This window comes from Coprococcus phoceensis, from assembly GCF_900104635.1.
Taxonomy (GTDB): Bacteria; Bacillota; Clostridia; order Lachnospirales; family Lachnospiraceae; genus Faecalimonas; species Faecalimonas phoceensis.
On the sequence record NZ_FNWC01000007.1, the window covers coordinates 2,632,475 to 2,652,648 of the forward strand.

Here is a 20,174-nt window from a genome sequence, read left to right on the forward strand (position 1 = left end):
TTTGTACCCTTTATTATAGTGGTTTATTTTTTTATTCCAATGCAACAAACATGTAAAATGTCTGATGTATTTTTGCAAGTTTTGTTCCATAGCAGTGTTTATCTTATTTTCCGTCTTCTTCTGAAAAACAGAATCATGATAATACTTATGGCAAATAGTAACCATACATGCCTGCTTGTTCTCAGACGAACCCCTGTTTCCGGTATTAATTGTGTGTTTTCGTTTGTGATTTTTAACTCAATCACATCTCCTCGCGCAGCCTCAATCCGCTGTTTCATGACAGCTGTATTTCCATTCGATGTTGCCTGCACTGGATTTGAATACTTATCATTCTCTTCTTTTTTAGAAATCGAAACAGCGTATTTTGATGTATCAACAGTTTCTGTTACTATGATATCCGAAGATATATCTACATTTTTTAATGTAACTTTATCTCCATGTTTCAAAGAAGTTCTAATTGTCTTGCTACGCAGCTTTTGACCATCTTCCCAATAGAGAATTTCCATATCAAATGGCTTCTTGCGGTTTCCAAGTGGACCAGTGACTTCCTTTGTAATCTCAACCGTCACCCCGCCTTTTTGCGGATGATTGACGATATGTCTGTCCGAAACAGCTCTCCAGGTATTTGTCATCGATGATTTCTCATATAGGAATAAAATATCGGATTCTACATCGACCATATATAAATTAAAGTTATCCTGATACTGTGTTTTGGTTTTATCTGCTTTGTCCTTTTTGTTTGGAGTAACAGATTCTACCATCCAGTATCGTCCGTTCTCAAAGTCCTCCGGTAATTGAAGCATTCCATTTTCATCTGTTTCTAAGGAACGATACGTCGTACACGTTTTTCCATCCTTTTTCAGAACGATATCGTCCTTGCTCTGTGTATTGTCATAATCTACTGTATATCCTGTATCATCCGCATATTCTTTCGTAACATCATCATACGGTACTTTGTAGAACAGAAAACCTGCACCAGCAAGTCGGTTTCTTGGAAGATCATCCGTCTTTAAGAAACTTCGTTCAGCAAGATTGAAATGCAGATTCTGCACTTCCAGTTCCATCTTGGAAACATCCTTGAACTCATTCCCATCCTTTGGGAATAATTGTTGTCCATTTGAATCGAAATACTGAATCTCTGGATAAATAACTTCATAATATAGGAAACCATCCCCGTATTCCGAAGAATAATGTGTCTTTCCTATCTCAATTTCTTCCACCTTATATTCCACCGGATTTCTGTCCTGGAATAGTGGAACATTGTCGACTGTGTGTTCCCATCCGTTCTCTTCATTCAGCAGGAATTCCTGTCCTGTAGAAATTCCATTCTGATACAATCTGATTTTCACCTGTTTTTCCATCAGTGCATCATTTGGATTTCCCCATGTCTTTTTGATATGCAGAGTGCCTGTTTTAGCAAAATTTCGGATATTAAGGCTGGTATCTCCTCGCTGAAGCAGAACGGATTTTCCGTTTATCTTACCATCAACTGGTGCTGTAACAGCCTCCTGATTTTCGTTAGCCTCCCTATCCACCAATTTTGCATCAGTGATTTTGAATGCTCCATTGGCAATCTCAACTGTGATCTGTATATCTCCTGTGTCTACATATCCCGTCGGTAAGTTTGTCTCTCGCAACAAATACGTCTCAGTTGCCGTTCGATTCTGTTTGTTCTCATCTTGTAACGGAATATGAAGTTGTGCGATTCCGTATTTATCAGTTGTTACCGTTTCCTCCTCAACACCGTTCTTACTGACAGCAAAATTGATCTTCTCCATTCCCTGTCCGGTAGACTCATCAAATTTGTTCAGTGTGAGTATTCCCTCTTTCTGATAACGGTTCTCCAATTCAATCGTAAGAGTCTCACCACCGCGTCCAATTCCACGTCCTGTGAATTGAATTCCACTTTCTGGATATGCTTCCCATGAATTTACATTATCTCCTTGTTCATGAGAATTGCGAACATTGTACCAACCCGAAAATTTTACATTCGAATCTTTTGGCTTATAGTTGTACTCTTTTAATGTGTATTTCCAGAATGAGTCCGCCTTAACGATCCACGTACAGCTTGTATGTGTTTCATCTGTCCATGTACCTACAACTTCTATTGGAGCATCCTCCGCTTGCGGAGCTTCTGCATCCGGTTTCTGGCTATCTTCTGAAGGAAGCACAAGTTTCATATGCTCATGAAATGCAGGTGGCTGAGGTTTTCCATCTAAAAGCTTTTCATCCATATCTACCTGGATATAATAATCTTTCTTGACTTCCTCTATTGCTTCCGGCATTCCGACAAAATCTTTCTTTACTGTCAGGTAACCATTTTTTGCTACAATACGGCCGTCAATATGCCACCCATCGGACATTTCACTTTTGAAAGAATACCAATAAATGGTGAAGAATTCGGTATCTAATTTCGATGGCGGAATTTCCCTGTCTCCGATGCGAATCATACGTCCACTTTCACGAATTGTCTGGAATACCTCTTCATCGGAAGGAATTCTATCTATCTTGTAGATATAGTCTCCATTTCCAATATATCCCTCATCTGGTTTAGTTCCCTGCAAAAGTTCTTGCACTCTCTTATTTCCATCCGCATACTGTTCCCACGTAGATGGATTCTTATTTCCAAGAACTGGAACATCATGCAATATACTTGCCTTCACATTACAGTTTGCCACGGCAACCGCACTTGTATAATCGTCTACATTCGTGGTTGGTAATGCTACCGAACCATCTTCCGGCATCGCTGACTTACAGATATAAAACTGTACCTGTTTTCGATTTTGGTTACTCACCTTACGCCACGCTGCATAGAGGGTGATTGGCTGTCTTGCATTATTATTTATAAGATCAGAAATAGAATCCCCTGCACCGCATTCCTGCCACTTTCCGTCTTTGTTTCTGTAATCCCAATGATCGAATTCATACTGTTCCAACTCTTTGCTGTCATTATCTTCATGATCATAAACTAGCGGATATGGTGACTTGACGTTATGTTTTCCAGCTTCTATTTCATTCTCATAATCATCTGTATGTCTTGTCTTATTTCCAACCTGAGGGGTCAACTTAGATTCTTTTGGAAGCTTCTTCATATAACGGGTCGTATTATAGATCACTCTGACCGTTCCGGGGTTCTGGGGTTTGTCTGCAATCACCTCATAAGATGAGGTAATATTAGGCAGTTCAAATTTTACCTTATCATCTCCGGACGGTTCCGGAAGAACCTCATTTTCGTCCCTGTCATTAGATGTACAACTCCAGACAATCTCCTTGCCATAATACTCACCTTCTAAACTTGCCCTCTTTGGTACTTCCACAGTATATGCTTCCCCATGGCCTACATACTGTCTCTTAATCGCCTCTCTTTTGGTCAGGTTCAGTGGATCCAACACTTCAATCAGATGAAAACTTCCCTCTACACTGAAATGTCTTCCTGCCAGCCCAACCTGAGAAGAAAGTCCTGTCAAACGATCAAAATAATTTTCGATTCTGTCTGGATTCAGTGGGTTTGGCTGTGAGAAATAATAGACAGATACATCTTTCCCGTTTTTCAGGACAGGAATATACCATGTACCATCGTTGTCCTTATAAGGGTGCTGTACAAACACACGGCTGTCTGTCGCATAACCAAACAGAATCTTCTCTTTCTGATCTGCGCCGGGCTCCAGCTTGCTCGGAGTGAAACCAAACTCACTGTAAATTTTAGAAATCGTATCATCTGGTTTAGCTCGCAAATAATAACGACTGGCTCGGCCACTGTTTGCTTTGATTATGTAATGCTGCTCAGCATTGAGGTTCTTTATCAGCTTATAATGTCCATCGATAAATACATAAAAACTGATATTTGCTTCTTTTGTTGCTGCCGGTTTTTCTGTATTATCAGGAACAATCACATATGGACGTACTGCATCATCTGGCTGAATAGTAAAGCTCATGGTATGCTCTGATTTATTTTTACTCCATGTAACTGCTGAAAGAGTACCATCTTCCTTTCTGCATTCCCAGTTTATATCCTGCGTTTGTTCTTCTACACGCGGCTTTGTACTAACTGTTCTTGTAAGTGTTGACTTTCTTGCAACAAAATCAATTGCCGGAAGATCACGCAAAGCTGTTTGGCTGTAAACCTGTCCATCGTCATCCTGTACTGTCACACTGTAAAAACCGTTATATCTATTATCGTCGTGTTCGAATAAGGTCTTTGCACTCATGGTATCAATTTTTTCTCCATTTGGCAGGTAATACACATCCATCGGCTCTCCGGACTTTCCTATATAAATACATTCATGACCTTCTATCGTGTATTTCCCTGCATTATGGATTGTATCGTAATCTCTCTTGGAATAATAAAAACGCTCTTTTGCTTCATTTTGAATAGAACCATCGTAATGAAATTTTTCAAAATGCTTTTTTAACTCATCATTAGAAATATAATAATAAACTGTTCCCGGCTTTGTTGTAGTATCTTTTATAACAGGAATTTCTTCGTTTAGAACATTATATCTCTCATTATTTACAAAAGTATAGAATTTAATGTTCAAGGTTGCTGGTGCAAAAGTGTTGCATGCAACCGTATATGGTTGCTCTATCTTTCCAATAGAAAAGGTTAGTTTATCGCCCTGTTTCACCGGAGAAATTGTTTTATTTTCATCCTCACTGGCACAAAGCCAGTCGCTTTCCTTCGTATCTCCAGGATCAACGGAAATTGTGACCGCAGAATCTTTCTTATAGTAACTCACAGTTCGATTTCCATCCGGATTGATCACTGTAACCGAATAGAAACTGTTCTTATTCTGCTTAATCTGGTCTGAATTATTATCCGGAATTTTTTCGCCATCAGATGCTCCTTTTGGCATATAATAAACGTCTGTTGGTACAGTTGCTTCCTGCTTGTCCAGGTTATAAGATACATATTGCTGTCCTTTATAAGTTACCACTGTCGCCTGTGCTAATGTCTTCTCACCACGGACTGTATATGGAAAATAATTTCCGGACTGTGTTTCCTCTGCATTCAAGCCGAACTCTCTATAAATCTCAGCAAGATCACTGACAGATAAATAGCATCTGCCCTGACGGTTCCATTTATACACCTTTTTCAGAGAATCAGCCGGCAGCTTTCGAACCTCATTGTCTGCATATATATAAAACTGAATGTCAAAGGCTGTCTGATCCGCTCTCTGGATCACATAAGACTGTGTGATTTTTCCAATTGCGAATCTCGTCTGGTTCCCCGATTCCCGTATACCATCTATCACCTTATCGTCTGTTCCCATACAGGTCCATTCGATCTGGTCTGTCTGGTCTGGCAATTTGGGATTAAAGTCAGCCACAGCTTCTTCCACTACAGTTCCTGTTAATGCATAACGAATCCGATCCTGCCCTTCGCCCTTTACCTCTACGGAATAAAACGAATTGTCCTTTTTTACAGAATCTTTTAAATTTAATGCAACGCCTTTTCCATTTGGAAGGTAGTAAACATCTACCGCTTCCCCTTGTTTATTCTGGCCATAATTGTAAGAAACATAGGTCTTTCCGGATTCTGTGTCTGTATAAACTTCTCCGTATTCTATCCTGCTTTTTCCCCGGTATGCAGATACAAACTTTTTTATCGCATCCGGATTCTGACTCTCGCTGTTTTTCACAAATCCAAATTCTTCATATATCCGGAGCAGGTCCTCAATGGAAACACCATGATAGGTAGTTCTTCCGTCTTTCCATGTTGCAATGCCGGTAATGTCATTATGCTGAAGCTTTACCTTGTTTCCATCAATAATGACATAGAAATCAATATCAAATCCTTCGGAAATCTCCTGAAGTTTCGGTGATTCCTCTTGTGCAATCTGCTCCTCGAAGGCTTTTTCTTCTTCTGAAAGCTCTCCCTGGGATGGAGTAATTTCTTCCTCCGGAATCTCTTCTAATGGCGGGGTGATTTCCTCTCCAGGAGTCTCTTCTGATGGCGAAGTATTTTCTTCTTTCGACGTCTCTTCCGACAATGATGTACTTTCCTCCGGAATAAAATCTTCTGTGCGCATTTCACCCTCTTGAGTACTATTTATATTTGGAATATTCTCTTCTTCCACTGAAACTGCCAAAACTGTCGTTCCTGCGCTATTCATGCACAAAACCAATAAAAGTGTCCAGGCTATCCATCTTAGCCATCTCTTTTTCCTCTTCACACAAATTCCTCCTAAAAACATATTTTCATTTTCTTAGCTATCTGCCTTTTTTATCCATTCCTTCTGCATTGCCGCTTCCATAAAACAATGAAGCAGTGGTTGGGAGAACGAGCCACATTCCCCGTTCAGGATCATTTGCAATGCTTCTCCATGAGTCAGTTTACTTTTATAAGGGCGAGGACTGATTAAGGCATCATATGCATCAGCCAGTCCCACAACCTGTGCACAAAGAGGAATTTCTTCTCCATGCAAACCATCCGGATACCCTGCTCCGTCATATCGTTCATGATGATGTCTGCAGATTTCATAACTAAGCGCATTTAATTTGTCTATAGTAAGACCTTTTGGAAACTTCTTTGTCATTTCAGCTCCAACCAGTGGATGCTGTCTCACGGTTTCCATCTCTTCTTCTGTCAGCCTGCCATTTTTGTTCAGGATTTCAACAGGCACCCTGATTTTTCCAATATCATGAATTGGCGCCAAATGTGATACAGCTTCTACTTCTTCGTCTGTAATTCCATATTCCGGATAATTTTTCTGCAGCTGGAGATACATCTGCTTTGTAAAGAAAATAATATTGTCCTGGTTTTCCGCTTCTGATAAATTATTATGATCCAGAACTGTAGACAATAATGACACCATATTCCAATATTGCTTGGTCTTATCGCGCTCGTTCTTCTGGAGTTCTCGTTTCATTTCCATTACGGATCTGTAGGTTCTTTTTACATTATGTAATGTAATCATTGCTATATTATCTTTTATATCCACATATTTCTTAGCCCTCATCTTTATATAAGATTTTTCACTCTCTATTCTGCGGTATATGATATCCTGCTCTGCATAGCCATGAACCAGATTTTCTGTTAACTTATCGCTTAACAGGAAATCTCGTAGCTTTGATTTATCAGCATCATGAATAAATCTCTCTATATATATCTGAATAAACGTATCATAATCTTCTGTCTTTCTTGCTATTTCAAATACCTCTTGATTATGTGAGTAAATGCATTCATACCTATTTGTTTTTAGATTTAATTTTAATGCTACATAAAACCTGCCAAAATCCTTATCTGTGCAAACCATTGGTTTTTCCTGCTCCATAACTCCACCTCTTACATAACTCAACCCTTAAAGATACTAGTTTATGTCAAAAAAATATTCCTTAATACTATTTTCATATATAATAGTATATCGTTCTTTCTATTTTTTATAATGCACAAAATTTGCAAATATGATGTATATATTTTGCAAGAAATGTTCCATTATATGAATTTTTCCAAAAAAAGAAAAACGAACCACACTAACCATGTGATTCGTTATCTTTTATAACAATTCCAGTATTTTTAATATAATAATTCCATTTCGGACAACTAGCATCTCAGCTATGTTATCGAAGTCCATCCCCGTTAGTTTTACTATTTTTTGCAAACGATACGAAACTGTCCGGGCATGCACGCCCATTAGTTCAGAAGCTTTTCGAATACTCTGTTTATTATTCAGATAGCATTCCAGCGTATCAATCAGTTCCCCATTTTTCTGAATATCATACTGATGAATTTCATGCACTGTATCTGGTATATATGTTCTTAATTGCTTTTCATCCTTAATATTTGCAAAAATATGAAAAAACCCCAATTTTGAACAATCCACCACTGATTTATTTGCATCTCCTACTATTTTTCTAATGACATCAATGTATTCTATTGCAATTTTAGAGTCTGCGAAAGATTCTTTCAGATTGTGGTAACCCTTAACTTTATTTCCTACCCCAATCAGAAATTCGTATTCCGATTTTCCTTCTTTCAATTGGTCTTGTATCATTCTCTGGAACTCTTCCAGTTTTTTTCTTAAATCCAGTTTTCCTTCTTTCCTGTTTTCTTTATGAATACATATAACTTGGTTCATGTTACAATAAGCATACTCTTTCGGCACTATATCTAAAATTGCTTTTTCTATATCCTCCATCTTTTTTCTTTGAGAAGCAGTAAAATTATCTTTATAATTTTCAGGTTTCAAATAACAGGTGATAACCCTATAATCTTCAGTTACACCAAATTTAAGCAAATTTGCAACATCTTCTTCTTCCGCTTCAGACAAGGATCCATTTAACAATCTGTACTCCAAATCTCTATGATATTTTTTCTCCATATTTTTATCAGTTACAATTTGAGTCAGAACATATAATAAAAGCGGCATTAAACTATCTAATGTTATAAAATCCAGTTCTCTTAATGGTCCACTCACTTCCGAAACCACCAAATAAAACGTGCACTGGTTTAAAATGTTGATTTTTCTAATATACTCAACATTTTTTCTCTTTTGCCGCATATATTCATATCTCGAAATAATGTTGGGAACATACTTTTCATAACCATCTGCGATTATTAAATCACTTTCTTCTGATGTACCTGAATACATGTAGTGGAAATCTTCATCATACAAAGCTATTGGATTCCCAAGTATCCTCCCTGCTCTGTCAAACAGATTCTCTAATGATCTGTACTCACTAGTTCCTTCTGGAAAAAGGCGATTAAATTCATCACGTGTCATTTTAGAGTAGACTGCTTTTGCAATTTCTATATTAAATACCTGCAGCAGCAAATATTTAATAATCGACCAATAGTTAAAATCCTGTGGAATCTCTAAAACCGGAATACTATGTTCATTGCAAAAAAACAATAAAGTTTCAAACAGCTTATTTTGATGTGCTGTGTTCTGGATTTTTTTCACAATAAACCCGCTTACCTGTTTTTTATTTAATTCTTCCAAATGACTTAGCATCATACGTTCATCCAGCTTTTCATAAACCATCAGAGATGTCAGAAGGAGTTCACCCCCCCCCAGAAATTTTTCCATATCTGGCGCTGCTATAATCTGAGTCCCTTTTATTTCTCTAGTGATTTCTGAATTGTCACTAATTAATTTCATTTCCGGAAAGTTGTTCGAGTCGATAAAGTCTTTTATTGTGTATCCCATTTGTGTTTGTACCTCCGTATGTTTCTAAAATAATTTGGCTATTCTATATTCATTTTCATATTCTTATAAATGATTATTTATGTGCACAGCTACAAATTTTATTTTCATATTTATTTAATATATCTGTCATGCCTGAGTCATGGACTCAAGGCGTTTTAGCAGATATTGCAAACATTACAATGGGACAGTCTCCATCTGGAGAGAGTTTCAACACCCAAGGCAATGGTTATCCGTTCTATCAAGGTTCAACGGATTTTGGCACTATTTTTCCAGCAAAACGAATGTATACAGATAAGCCCTCTCGATATGCGGCAGTCTTTGATACCTTGCTGAGCGTTAGAGCACCTGTTGGCAGCTTAAATATTGCTTATGAAAATTGTTGTATCGGCCGCGGTCTTGCTTCCATTCATGGTAAGTATGATAATAATATTTTTGTTCGTTATTTGCTAAAAAACAATAAATGGTATTTTGATAATATTAACAATAATGGCACAACATTTGGTTCCATAACCAAAGATTATTTATTTGAGATGCCAGTAGTAATACCGGATGGCAAATCAATAGCAATGTTTGAGCAGAAATCGAGCCTCATAGAACGTCAAATTTATGAAAATGAACAGCAAACACGAAAGTTGCAAAATTTACGTGATTGGCTTCTACCAATGTTAATGAATGGTCAAGCTACCATCGAAGATTGATATGATAAATAATCATTTATCTGATTATTATTACTTATTTTTTTGTCGATTGTGCCTAAAATTAGTGCTATTCTTTTTTGTTCCTCGCAATCTGGCAAAATAATATCGATATCACCCAAAATATCTGTATTCAATGATGCCATAGTTGATCCTACTGCGGAATTGTTTATCTTCATTTTTACTGCATCAGTCAATAAATAATACGAAACAAATTCAGGATAAACAATGGCATCTGTAAATCGTACACGTATACAATCTGACCCCTGCATCCATCCATCTTGCCCTTTCCTGATCAAGCAATGTCTGTCAACAGAACCTTTTCTTCCAAATACAATATCTCCCTCTTGCAATTTATGTTCCGACAGTCTTTCTAATGTATTTTCACTTACATGATCCAGCCCTGAAACAAGTAAACTTCCGTAGCCAATATTCTTGACATTAATTACCGGTATTCCTTCTGTAACATACTCACTTGCTCTAAACTGTGTTCCAAAGGGACCTGTTTTTAATTCGGATATATCCCTAAGTTTTACAATTCTCATTGATGTTCTCCTATCCAATATATTTTCTATGAGCAATTTTCACGTTGCTCTGTTTAACCATGGCATATTGCAATGTTGTGTCTATCCGTTGATGTCCTAACAATTTCTGTAATTGTTCTATAGGCATTCCTTTGTCTATAGCTACAGTTGCTAATGTTCTTCTAAACTTATGAGGATGTACTTTTTCTATATTCAACCTCTTTCCCATTTCACGAAGGCGTACCTCAATGCCACCTATTTTCATTCGCTTATATGGTGCTTTTAGTGATACGAATAAGGCATTCTCATTGTCTGTCCTGGAGTCAAGATAATTCTGTAAATGCAACTTCGTTCGTGCATCAAAATACACCATTCGTTCTTTATCGCCTTTACCAAACACTACACACTCTCTTTCCTCAAATGAAATGTCATCTCTGTTCAGTAAAACAAGCTCTCCTACTCGCATTCCTGTTGAAGCAAGTATATCAATTAAAGCCAAATCTCTAAGATTATCACAATTATCTCTCATTGTCTCCAATTGTTCATCTGTATATGTCTCCTTAATCACGCTAGCAGACTTAATTCTATGTATTCTGCGTACAGGGCTTTTTATAATATAATCCTCATCTTCTAACCATGCAAAGAAACTTGAAAATATTCTTCTAATATTATCAATCGTCACCTTACTCGATTCCTTTTCAGCCTGGTATCTCGATAGATATGTTCGAAGATCTTCTGTTTCAATTGTGCATACCGTTTTTCCGACACTTTCCATCATTTGATGAATGGTATTTCTGTAATATGTTAAAGTCTTCTCTGAACATCCCTCTATTCTCTTCGCAGATAAAAATATCTCCAAATAATCTTGCGTTTCCGGTTCATTCTCTTCGTCTTTTCTAGTCACAATGGCAACATTATATAGATTTACCTCTAATACATCTTTCAATTTTTTTAATTGTCCATTATTAAGTGCTGGAAGCATCTCATTAATAATTTCCGTTATTATTTTTTCTTTCATGTGTTTCTCCTTTATTATGTGAGAACCACAATGAAGTGGAGTTCTATGATTTGCTCTCGCCACTTTCAAGAGTAATATTTCTGTTGTAAATGATTATTTATCATATCAATCTTCGATGGTAGCTTGACCATTCATTAACATTGGTAGAAGCCAATCACGAAACTGAATTAGATTATTGTTTTCCTGCTGGATTTGCATGATTTTGGTATCTAGTGGTTCAACACAATTAATAAATTGTGTACGAATTGCATCTGGAATACTCAAAATATTGTAATTGTTTAGGTTTGCTTGATTAATCTTCATTTGAATTGAACCGGTTTTTATTATTGAAACAGGAATATCTTTTAGTAATAAATATAGCAATCGGCAAGAATAACCTTTCACGGGCTGTAAAACATGTGTATGATTATTGATCCAAACATCGCCAGATACTCTTTGTAATATTGGATTACCATTATCATCCATTACCGAACCATCTTCAGCGAGAAGAACAAAATTTCCAGAAAAAATGGGGCGATTCACATAATCCATTATGCCCGTGGCACCATAATAAGGAATTGAACCTTTCATTCCTTCTCGCTGTTGATTAGAAAGCGGAATTCGTTCAGAATCAAGGCAGATTGTAATATTTCCAATAGAAGTATAGTTCCAATTTTGAGGGATTTCTCGATTTAATTCATTACAAAATGACATTTTTCCACCAGAGGATTTATACGGCTTCCCATTTTCATCTGGAAAATCAAACTGTATAAACCAATAGTTATAGATGGTCTTTGCCATCTCTTCTAAATAATCATTTATCTCTTTATTCTTCCGAATTTTACATTCAATATTATAAAGCATATCTCCAATTCTTACCTGTTCGTCATAATCCGGTAAGTATACATCCAAAAATGTAAAAATATCCTCATTAAAGCTTGCTCTTAAAGTCATGAACGCATTATAGGTTACAGCTTTTCGAAACAAAGCACTTCTAAAATAAAATGCCATATATTTGGGATATGCTATTCCTTCTCTTTTAGGTCGAAGACGTTTTGTAAAACCACTATACGTTGCTTTTGGATAATCTTTTACTGCCACACAACTCATAGCCAATTCATCTATCGTTTCACTTGTTCTGGTAATAAGTACGTCTCCTGCTTTTATAGAGTATGTCTGCTGCTCTTTTTCATTTGTATCCATCAAATCCGGTAATTCTTCCGGTAAAAAATAATTATTAAAAACCGTCCCAAAAGAAACAAAAGGTGCTCCATGTCCAGCTTGTTCTTTCTTGGATGAGAGTCCCGAACTCATATCATATAAATCAGATAAAGCATATTTAGTAATCTTACTCATATTTCACCTTCTTCAATTGTTCCATGATCTCCGCTTGCAACACATTTCCTTCAGCAAATAATTCTGTTAGTTTTTCCGTATATTCATCCATTTTCGCTTTAAATTCTTCCTGAGTCAGTTCCACGTACTCAATCTTTACTTCAAAATATTGCCCAGCACTAAATGAACACTTTTTCTGCTCAATCTTCTCATAATCAACGACTACAGAAAAATCATCTTTTGATTCAAAGTTATTAAAGGTATGGATAATGTCCTCGATTTCTTCAGGTGAAAGCACTGTCCTCTGATTTTTTCCATCAATCTTAACCTTTGTTCCAAGCTTAGATGCATCCATCAAAATTGCCTGCTCGTACTTTTTAGTATTGTCCAAAAAGACAACTGATACGTTTGTTCCAGTTGTTGCGAAGATATTACTTGGCATCGAAACAACACCTCGAAGCATTCTTTCCTTTACAATACGTTCCCTTATTTTTTTAGGGATTCCAGTACCTGCTGTTAAAAAACCGGTTGGTACTACAACTGCAGCTTTACATCCATTCTCTTTCATTGAGAAAATAATATGCTGCAAAAACATTTGATAAATAGCCATGCTATCTTTTTTCTTATTAGGAATATTTGGCACTCCTGCCCAGAATCTTTCCTTATAAATATCACCTGCAAGAGTATCTCTGTTATCAGAAAAATCTACATTAAATGGTGGATTGCTGACAATATAATCAAATTTCATCAATCCATTTTTCTGACGATTCAAATGTTGCGGGGAAAGAAGTGTATCCCCATGTACCACATGTCCAAGTGAATGTACAAGATTATTTAAAATTAGATTCAATCTCAAAAATTCATTAGACTTCTGCGAAATATCTTGTGTATAAATTGTACAATTACTCTCACCGATTTCATGTGCAAGAGCAAGAACCAGCGTTCCAGAACCTGCAGCTGGATCATAAACCGTTACATTCTGTGTTCCTTCCGGAACCATGATTCTTGCAATAATACTTGCGATAGAATGTGGAGTATAATACTCTGCGTATTTACCAAAATCTTTATTATAATCTTTGATTAAATATTCAAAAATGGTTGCAAAAAAATCATACTTTTGCGAAAACGCATCTGCAAAGCTAAATGTCACCAATTTATCAATCATTGCTTTACAAAAATCCGATCTGCGATTTGATTCCGTAACATTTTGTGATAAATGTTCATCAAATAATCGAATCTTATCCCCTGATCCAGTACTTACGGAAAAAACATCCAGGTTAGTATTGGAAATATCCCATAAAGTTGAATCAAATAGTTCATTAAATTTGTCATCGTTTTTATGATTGAACAGACATGATATAAAATGTTCCTTTTTAAGTTTTGCTGTTGCTGGTGGCAAAAGCATCATAAGCATTTCATAATCATCTTCTGACATATCGTTTAAAGCCTGTTCCACGTTATCGGAATCTTTTAATGACTCTTCTGCTTGCTGTACCTCATAAAGAAACTTGTCATTTAAAAATTTATACAGAAAAATCTCTGTAATAATCTTATATTCACTGCTTGCATTGCCCAGTCCAAAATTGGCACATACAGTCTTTAAATCATCAATCATCTGTTTTGTATTTGCTATTATCGTTTCAGTAGTCATCAGGATACCCAATCCCTTTCTAATATATATTCTTTTGACAGACAGTTATCTATAAACATAAGCTGCGGTTTATCTAATTTTACCTTTTCTCCCATACACGCTCTCAAGATAATTGGTTGTAAGGATTTTATAAAATACTCCTCATTATCGAGTATGTTTTCATTATGAGCAATCTGGTCATCTGCCTTAGACTTAACTGTCATTAAAATCCTATGTATTGTTACTGCGTCTGTGATAGGTGGTGGACTATTCATAATTCGCTTATGTGTTCTCATGTACTTAACATCACCTGAATACTTTGCTGCAAGCATTCTGTCTGCAAGATTCCTCTTTTCTGCCTTCTTTTTTAAAGCATTCAGATTCCCCATCATCTGTTTCATTTCATCCGCTGTCAATTCTTCAATGTTTTTCTTCTTGAATACTCGTTTTAATTCATCCAAAAGTGATATATACTCTGGATCTTTTGGATCAAGACATCTATCTACAATTTCTCTTCGTGTTTTCTCCAAAGTGTCACGGAATGCATCAGCTATGATTAGTTCTTCTTCCTTTATTTTTCGGAATTGAAAATCAATCTGATCCAATGCCATGTTAAGTATCTGCGACATATCTTCAGATGAATCAATACTGTTTTTTAAGTTTATGATGCTGATTCGGTTATTAACCTCATTTAAGCATTTAATGGCATTCTCAACATTAAAATGTGTATACAAGTCCTCATAGCCATACAGTCGAATCAAATTATACATTGCCTTATAATTTTCAAGTGCCTGACGTAAATTCAATAACTGCTTCTTATCATCAATCTCACTAATTTGATTGATAAAACTAACCACATTACTTGTATCATATAAGAAAAGTTGATTCTTTACATCTTTCAAGTCTTTTTCAATATCTTCTTTACTTTTAAATATATTGCTATAATTCTGTACTTCATCTCCAAGTTCTGATTGCAATTCATCAAAGTATGCCTTATTGGTCTTATCAAATTCATCTTTAATATTTGCAAAATCAACAACATATCCGTAATGATAACCTTTATACGGACGATTTACTCTTGTCAACGTCTGAAGTAGATTATGAGCTTTTATCATTCTCGCTAAATACTGCTTTTTTAATCGTGGTGCATCAAACCCTGTTAAAAGCATATTGTAAACTACAAGAATATCTATATTTCCTTTTTTAAACTCCTCCTGGTCATTTTTTCTATCTTGTTTTGTACCTTCATCATGAAGCACCAATGCATGTGTATAAGCAGAAAAGCGTTTTAACTGTCTATCCACCTCTCTAGCCTGTTCTGAAGAATCACATACAATCATTGCCCCAATAGAAGAATCTAAAGCAGTCCTTCCCTCTTCAAAATCCTGAATAATATAATCAACCATTTTTTCTACAAATTTAGGATGTGCATATAAATTTTTCTTAGCAATACTTCCTTGTCTTACTATTTGATCCAACGTAGCATTCAACTGGTTTTTGTAAGTTGTTTCTATCTCTTCACGAATCAACTTCAATGTATATCCATCTGCAATCGACTGATTATAATAGTATTTATGAATATAATTTCCAAATACATCTTTTGTATTGTATCCATCTCCTATGAGCGGTGTTCCCGTAAGTGCTATCTGTACTGCATCACGGTCTGATGCCATCAGGTTGGCTAAAAATGAGCCTGTTGGATTATAACTCCGATGTGCCTCATCTAAAAAGTACACTCTCTGCACATCCACATTGTAATCTGATGGCTTTGTTACAGATTCCTTGGAAAATTTTTGAATATTGATGACAGTCATTGTAACTTTGCCACTAGTATTTGATTCTCCTGGATTCGTAATATCTGTAATAAACGCTTCCTTGTCTTTTATCAGTTTTACTTTAAGTCCTCTGGCTTCAAATTCATTTTTTGCCTGCTCAGCTAAATCTAAACGATCTACAATAAAATAGAATTTTGCAATTTTCCCTTCTTCTTTGCTGAAATAATCAGTTAAAAACTGTACATTTGAATAAGCAAGTGCAGTTTTCCCACTCCCCTGCGTATGCCAAATTACACCTTTTCTGACTCCTTCTCTCAACTTATCCCGAATTGCCAACGTTGCAAACAATTGCGGGTATCTCATTATATGCTTCTCTATCTCCGTAATTCCATCTTTGTTAGTTGTTGTTTTATAACAGATACCATACTTCAGTAAAAACAGCAGTCTCTCTTTCGTATATAAAGATGTAATTATTCGATTTGTGGGCGATTTCTCCGATAAAGAAGATACATACTCTGGTGTCCCTTTTATAGCAATCAGATTATTATCGCTTAAAACAAACTCTTCCGTTTCCGTAACAATTGACTGCATATCTGCCTTTAATTCATCTTCTCTTTGCTCACGGAATTTGCTAAAAAACATTCTCTTATAACTACTTGAAGCATAAAAAGCTCCTTGAATCGGTTCGATATCAGAGTCATCATATTCATTATTATTAGAAAATACTGTAAACTGTGTAATTCCTACAAATCGACGATAAATCTTATTGCCAAATCTTCTCTCCATCCGGCTTCTTTCTGTCAATATGCCCTCTCGATTATTCTGTCGTTTAACCTCTATAAATGACAAAGGCATACCATTAATTAATACAACAATATCCGGGCGAAAATTATCATCTCCATTTTCATATGGTAACTCAGTTACAACTGTATAATCATTCTTTGTTCCTGTTATATCAGAAAAATCAATCAACTTAATTCCATCAATACCGGATTGCAATATCTTAAAAAAGGATTTTCCCAAATCATCATTGTCTAATTTAATCTTGAGTTCACCAATTATTTTTTTTGCGTCTTCTAGTGTTAATTCGGTCTGATTGATTCGATTAACTGCTGACAAAAATTGACTATAAAAAATGTTGGTATCACCATCATAGTCAACGTTACATTCCTTATCTTTAATTGACATATAGGTATATCCAAGTCTTGTAAAGTGTACAAGCGCTGGAATCTTCACTCTGGAATCTTCTGGCCTTCCCATAAGCATTATAACCTCCAATACGTCATCTATTTTTCCTTCGAGGGTCTGTTGGCTTTACCGCATCTTTTGGTATTAGCCAAGTCTTTCCCTTTTTCTCTGCTCCAGGCACTCTTCCCTGGCTACATAAAAGAGAAATTCTTCTAGATGAAATTCCCCATATTTTTGACATTTCGATCGTTGTTATATAATCCATAATTTTCCTCTAAACGATACAACAAGCCTATTATAAGTATATTCTTTTATCGGAATAGTTTCAACCACAATTAAGTTTTCTTCTAGGTTGTTTGTTTTGTTATTATTTTCTAATATTTTCATAAAAAAATGCCTACGGCATCTCAGCTCCCCCGCCCCTCAATCTTGAGGGGTAAGGGCTTGCTTTCTCTCCTACTTTGTTTCATAATAATCTCATGAATGTGATACAGAAGATGCTCAGAGATTATTATGAAATAATTGAATACGATTTAAAACCAAGACCTGTTGTAATGGAAAACATCGAAAAAGTAATTAACTGTGGTGATCCTTCCTATGGTGGCGCCATGTATATCTGCACACATTGTAAAAATTGGAAATTTGTCCCTTTCCGTTGCCACAGTCGTTTTTGTCCTACCTGCGGCAATAAATATGCCATGGAACGCACTACCAGTATGTCTTTTAAACTCGTGAATGTGAATCATCGACATTGCGTTTTTACCATTGATAAAAATCTCAGGGACTTCTTTCTCAATGACCGGTCTCTGCTCAACTGTCTTTTTCACGCTGTGAACAGTGTCATCTCTCGTATGTTTTTTCAAATGAATAAATCCAAAAACTTTACCCCCGGCTTTATCATGGTTTTACACACTTTCGGCAGAGACCTCAAATGGAACCCTCATATTCACTGTCTCATCTCAGAAGGGGGATTTAGCGATGATGCTTTCTGGCGCCATGTCAAATATTTTAACTACAACTTTCTTCGCAACGCCTTCCGTACTGCTCTACTGAATGAAATGGAGACGATCATTGGTCCTTCGTTTAAAAATGTGAAATCCAGATGTTACCGTGAACATAAACAAGGATTCTACGTTTATGCAAAACCGAATCTTTGTGACCCTAAGAACGTTATCAAATACATCGGGCGTTATCTTGGCCGTCCTGTCATTGCTACATCCAGAATCGACAACTATGATGGGGATATCATTATCTTTCTGACCGTCATCGCCATATCGGTTGCAATCCGATACTCATAGCAGGAGTTCTCGCTGTTCTGAAATTTTCAGAAGTTTCGGCGTACCTACTAAAGTGGCTATCATCAGAATTAAAGTCTTAACGACCTATGTATTCAGTTGTCAAAGAACAAGTGAAAAGGCTTCCGTTTTCATCATCAGGAATTAACCCCTTCACTCATTGCACAAAAGGCTTCATTTTGGACACCCAAAATCGCTGCTTTTCCGAAAAAATTTCAAAAAATTTTTGACAACAAAAAAAGCCGCCTGTTTCGGTTAAAAAAACAGACGGCATAAATGCTTGAAATTATTTGATTTTCAGTTTCTTTTTCTTTGCGGACAGCACTTTCAGAAGAACTTCATCTACTGCGTCGGTGTATCTTCCTTGTACTATGAGGTTATTTTTCAGATTGATAAGCGACTGTATCACTCTGCTTTGCTCATCATCGGTTAGATAAATATGATATTTCTTTTCTATCATCGGCTACTCCTCCAGTTCTCAAATGTTTTCCTTATTATCCTGACATCTTCTTGTGTGTCGGAAGATATAAATATATGTACGCTCTGAAATGCTGCTTTGATACGCTGTGCATAATCGGTTTCCGCTTCGTTTGGCTTCATCGGTAGCTTAATGAGTTTGATTTCCCGTTGCTTACAAAGATGGTCTTTCAAAACATCTATCTTCTCCGAGTCCGTATTCACTTGAATGGCAACCTGCTCCAGTGGAATATATACATCAAGTGGAATGCCGAATAACCTATCAGAGCCAAGTTCAACTTTCAATCCTTTCAAATTGGCATAATAACTGATTACAAGAGCCGGGAACAACGACAGATACTCCTGCTCACATATTCTGCACCCTTTTCCGAGAACAGTACGCTCGTTTATCTTCATACTCCAAGAATGACCGTATCTGCATTGCCACCATGCTCTCTTTGCTGAATTTCTTGAAACTTCCGTCGGCTTCAACTTATTTAATTCATAATCCCATTCTGTCAGAAGCTGCTTATCCGTCGTAGCCAAATCATTGTATCCGGCAAGTACCTCTCGCTCTGCACAAACAGGGCAGACCGTTCCTTTCACACGAGCATTGATAACCGACTTCCACTCGTTACCGCATTTCCTGCAATGCCACCATACATTTTTCCTCGACTTTGCATTGACTTCATCCGGTTGCAGAGGATAGTTTTTCTCTGACCATTCTTTGGCTATCTGTGGGTGTGTACTTTTTAGGTCATTCTTTCCTTTTATAAATATATATCCACTGCAATTCTTGCAGTGACAGCTGAGCATATGTATCTGTAAACCATTGATATAATTCGCCAAGCTGATTCCACTTAAAATTATCCGAAGGAGTATTGACAGGAATACCCTTTCTTTCGTCTGATTCCCATTTAATAACAAGAGTTGTCCAGCCAACCTGATAAGCAAGATTTTCTGCCGGAGTTCGATCGACCTCATCAATTCTCTTATCTTTTAAATGCTCCGGAATATCATTAAATTCTGAAATATACTTTGCAAAGCTTTTATTTATCTCGTTTTTAAGCTCGTCTTTATTCTCATATGTTCTCAATAGTCTATCTCCTCAGCTTCCGATTTTCCAGTTT

General features: G+C 36.4%; 13 protein-coding genes and 1 pseudogene. 2 read left to right on the forward strand and 12 right to left on the reverse strand.

What is annotated here, in order from left to right; translation table 11 throughout:
- Positions 1-98 precede the first annotated feature (98 nt).
- The 3 genes from BQ5364_RS16120 to BQ5364_RS16130 form a co-directional block, all read right to left on the reverse strand.
- Positions 99-6,173: a SpaA isopeptide-forming pilin-related protein gene (locus BQ5364_RS16120; protein ID WP_235837190.1), complete on the reverse strand. Its 6,075-nt coding sequence runs from the start codon at positions 6,171-6,173 to the stop codon at positions 99-101.
- A 33-nt stretch (positions 6,174-6,206) separates the two neighbouring features.
- The gene (locus BQ5364_RS16125) at positions 6,207-7,298 is read right to left on the reverse strand and encodes an HD-GYP domain-containing protein (protein ID WP_235837191.1); all 1,092 of its coding nucleotides are present in this window, start codon (positions 7,296-7,298) and stop codon (positions 6,207-6,209) included.
- Between the two features lie 198 nt (positions 7,299-7,496).
- Complete coding sequence (locus tag BQ5364_RS16130; RefSeq protein ID WP_071144647.1) at positions 7,497-9,149, reverse strand: helix-turn-helix domain-containing protein; 1,653 nt, start codon at positions 9,147-9,149, stop codon at positions 7,497-7,499.
- A gap of 128 nt (positions 9,150-9,277) precedes the next feature.
- Between BQ5364_RS16130 and BQ5364_RS16135 the strand changes: the two genes are divergently transcribed.
- Entirely contained in the window at positions 9,278-9,847 is a 570-nt protein-coding gene (locus BQ5364_RS16135) for a restriction endonuclease subunit S (RefSeq protein ID WP_004611723.1), read from the forward strand.
- Here BQ5364_RS16135 and BQ5364_RS16140 read toward each other — a convergent pair.
- The 6 genes from BQ5364_RS16140 to BQ5364_RS16165 form a co-directional block, all read right to left on the reverse strand.
- A complete protein-coding gene (locus tag BQ5364_RS16140) occupies positions 9,826-10,389 on the reverse strand; it encodes a restriction endonuclease subunit S (protein ID WP_083382897.1) in 564 nt (187 codons plus the stop codon). The two genes, BQ5364_RS16135 and BQ5364_RS16140, sit on opposite strands and share 22 nt — an antisense overlap.
- Positions 10,390-10,399: 10 nt before the next feature.
- Positions 10,400-11,386 carry a site-specific tyrosine recombinase/integron integrase gene (xerA, locus tag BQ5364_RS16145; protein WP_071144648.1) on the reverse strand — a complete coding sequence of 329 codons (987 nt, stop codon included), beginning with the start codon at positions 11,384-11,386 and terminating at the stop codon, positions 10,400-10,402.
- A 105-nt stretch (positions 11,387-11,491) separates the two neighbouring features.
- Positions 11,492-12,721: a restriction endonuclease subunit S gene (locus BQ5364_RS16150; protein WP_071144649.1), complete on the reverse strand. Its 1,230-nt coding sequence runs from the start codon at positions 12,719-12,721 to the stop codon at positions 11,492-11,494.
- Positions 12,714-14,351, reverse strand: coding sequence for an HsdM family class I SAM-dependent methyltransferase (locus BQ5364_RS16155; RefSeq protein WP_004611721.1), 1,638 nt, complete (start codon positions 14,349-14,351; stop codon positions 12,714-12,716). The genes BQ5364_RS16150 and BQ5364_RS16155 overlap by 8 nt, the downstream gene beginning before the upstream one ends.
- Positions 14,351-17,365: a type I restriction endonuclease subunit R gene (locus BQ5364_RS16160; protein WP_071144784.1), complete on the reverse strand. Its 3,015-nt coding sequence runs from the start codon at positions 17,363-17,365 to the stop codon at positions 14,351-14,353. The genes BQ5364_RS16155 and BQ5364_RS16160 overlap by 1 nt, the downstream gene beginning before the upstream one ends.
- A gap of 22 nt (positions 17,366-17,387) precedes the next feature.
- Positions 17,388-17,558 carry a helix-turn-helix domain-containing protein gene (locus tag BQ5364_RS16165; protein WP_004611718.1) on the reverse strand — a complete coding sequence of 57 codons (171 nt, stop codon included), beginning with the start codon at positions 17,556-17,558 and terminating at the stop codon, positions 17,388-17,390.
- 214 nt (positions 17,559-17,772) lie between these two features.
- Here BQ5364_RS16165 and BQ5364_RS18875 point away from each other — a divergent pair.
- Positions 17,773-18,549 (forward strand): annotated as a pseudogene (locus BQ5364_RS18875) (IS91 family transposase); the annotation flags it as partial.
- Between the two features lie 325 nt (positions 18,550-18,874).
- Here the strand turns inward: BQ5364_RS18875 and BQ5364_RS18115 are convergent.
- The 3 genes from BQ5364_RS18115 to BQ5364_RS16180 are packed head-to-tail and all read right to left on the reverse strand — an operon-like array spanning position 18,875 to position 20,140.
- Positions 18,875-19,048: a hypothetical protein gene (locus BQ5364_RS18115; protein WP_162841126.1), complete on the reverse strand. Its 174-nt coding sequence runs from the start codon at positions 19,046-19,048 to the stop codon at positions 18,875-18,877.
- Positions 19,045-19,893, reverse strand: a complete 849-nt coding sequence (locus BQ5364_RS16175; RefSeq protein ID WP_456297726.1) for a zinc-ribbon domain-containing protein — start codon at positions 19,891-19,893, stop codon at positions 19,045-19,047. Before BQ5364_RS16175 ends, BQ5364_RS18115 begins: the two co-directional genes overlap by 4 nt.
- Positions 19,802-20,140, reverse strand: coding sequence for a ClbS/DfsB family four-helix bundle protein (locus BQ5364_RS16180; protein ID WP_004611711.1), 339 nt, complete (start codon positions 20,138-20,140; stop codon positions 19,802-19,804). Before BQ5364_RS16180 ends, BQ5364_RS16175 begins: the two co-directional genes overlap by 92 nt.
- Between the last annotated feature and the right edge of the window lie 34 nt (positions 20,141-20,174).

What these genes read in the sequence shown, in the direction of transcription:
- BQ5364_RS16130 (WP_071144647.1), bottom strand. Translation starts at nt 9,149, where the DNA reads ATGGGATACACAATAAAAGACTTTATCGACTCGAACAACTTTCCGGAA.
- BQ5364_RS16135 (WP_004611723.1), top strand. Translation starts at nt 9,278, where the DNA reads ATGCCTGAGTCATGGACTCAAGGCGTTTTAGCAGATATTGCAAACATT.
- BQ5364_RS16140 (WP_083382897.1), bottom strand. Translation starts at nt 10,389, where the DNA reads ATGAGAATTGTAAAACTTAGGGATATATCCGAATTAAAAACAGGTCCC.
- xerA (WP_071144648.1), bottom strand. Translation starts at nt 11,386, where the DNA reads ATGAAAGAAAAAATAATAACGGAAATTATTAATGAGATGCTTCCAGCA.
- BQ5364_RS16150 (WP_071144649.1), bottom strand. Translation starts at nt 12,721, where the DNA reads ATGAGTAAGATTACTAAATATGCTTTATCTGATTTATATGATATGAGT.
- BQ5364_RS16155 (WP_004611721.1), bottom strand. Translation starts at nt 14,351, where the DNA reads ATGACTACTGAAACGATAATAGCAAATACAAAACAGATGATTGATGAT.
- BQ5364_RS16160 (WP_071144784.1), bottom strand. Translation starts at nt 17,365, where the DNA reads ATGGGAAGGCCAGAAGATTCCAGAGTGAAGATTCCAGCGCTTGTACAC.
- BQ5364_RS16165 (WP_004611718.1), bottom strand. Translation starts at nt 17,558, where the DNA reads ATGGATTATATAACAACGATCGAAATGTCAAAAATATGGGGAATTTCA.
- BQ5364_RS18115 (WP_162841126.1), bottom strand. Translation starts at nt 19,048, where the DNA reads ATGATAGAAAAGAAATATCATATTTATCTAACCGATGATGAGCAAAGC.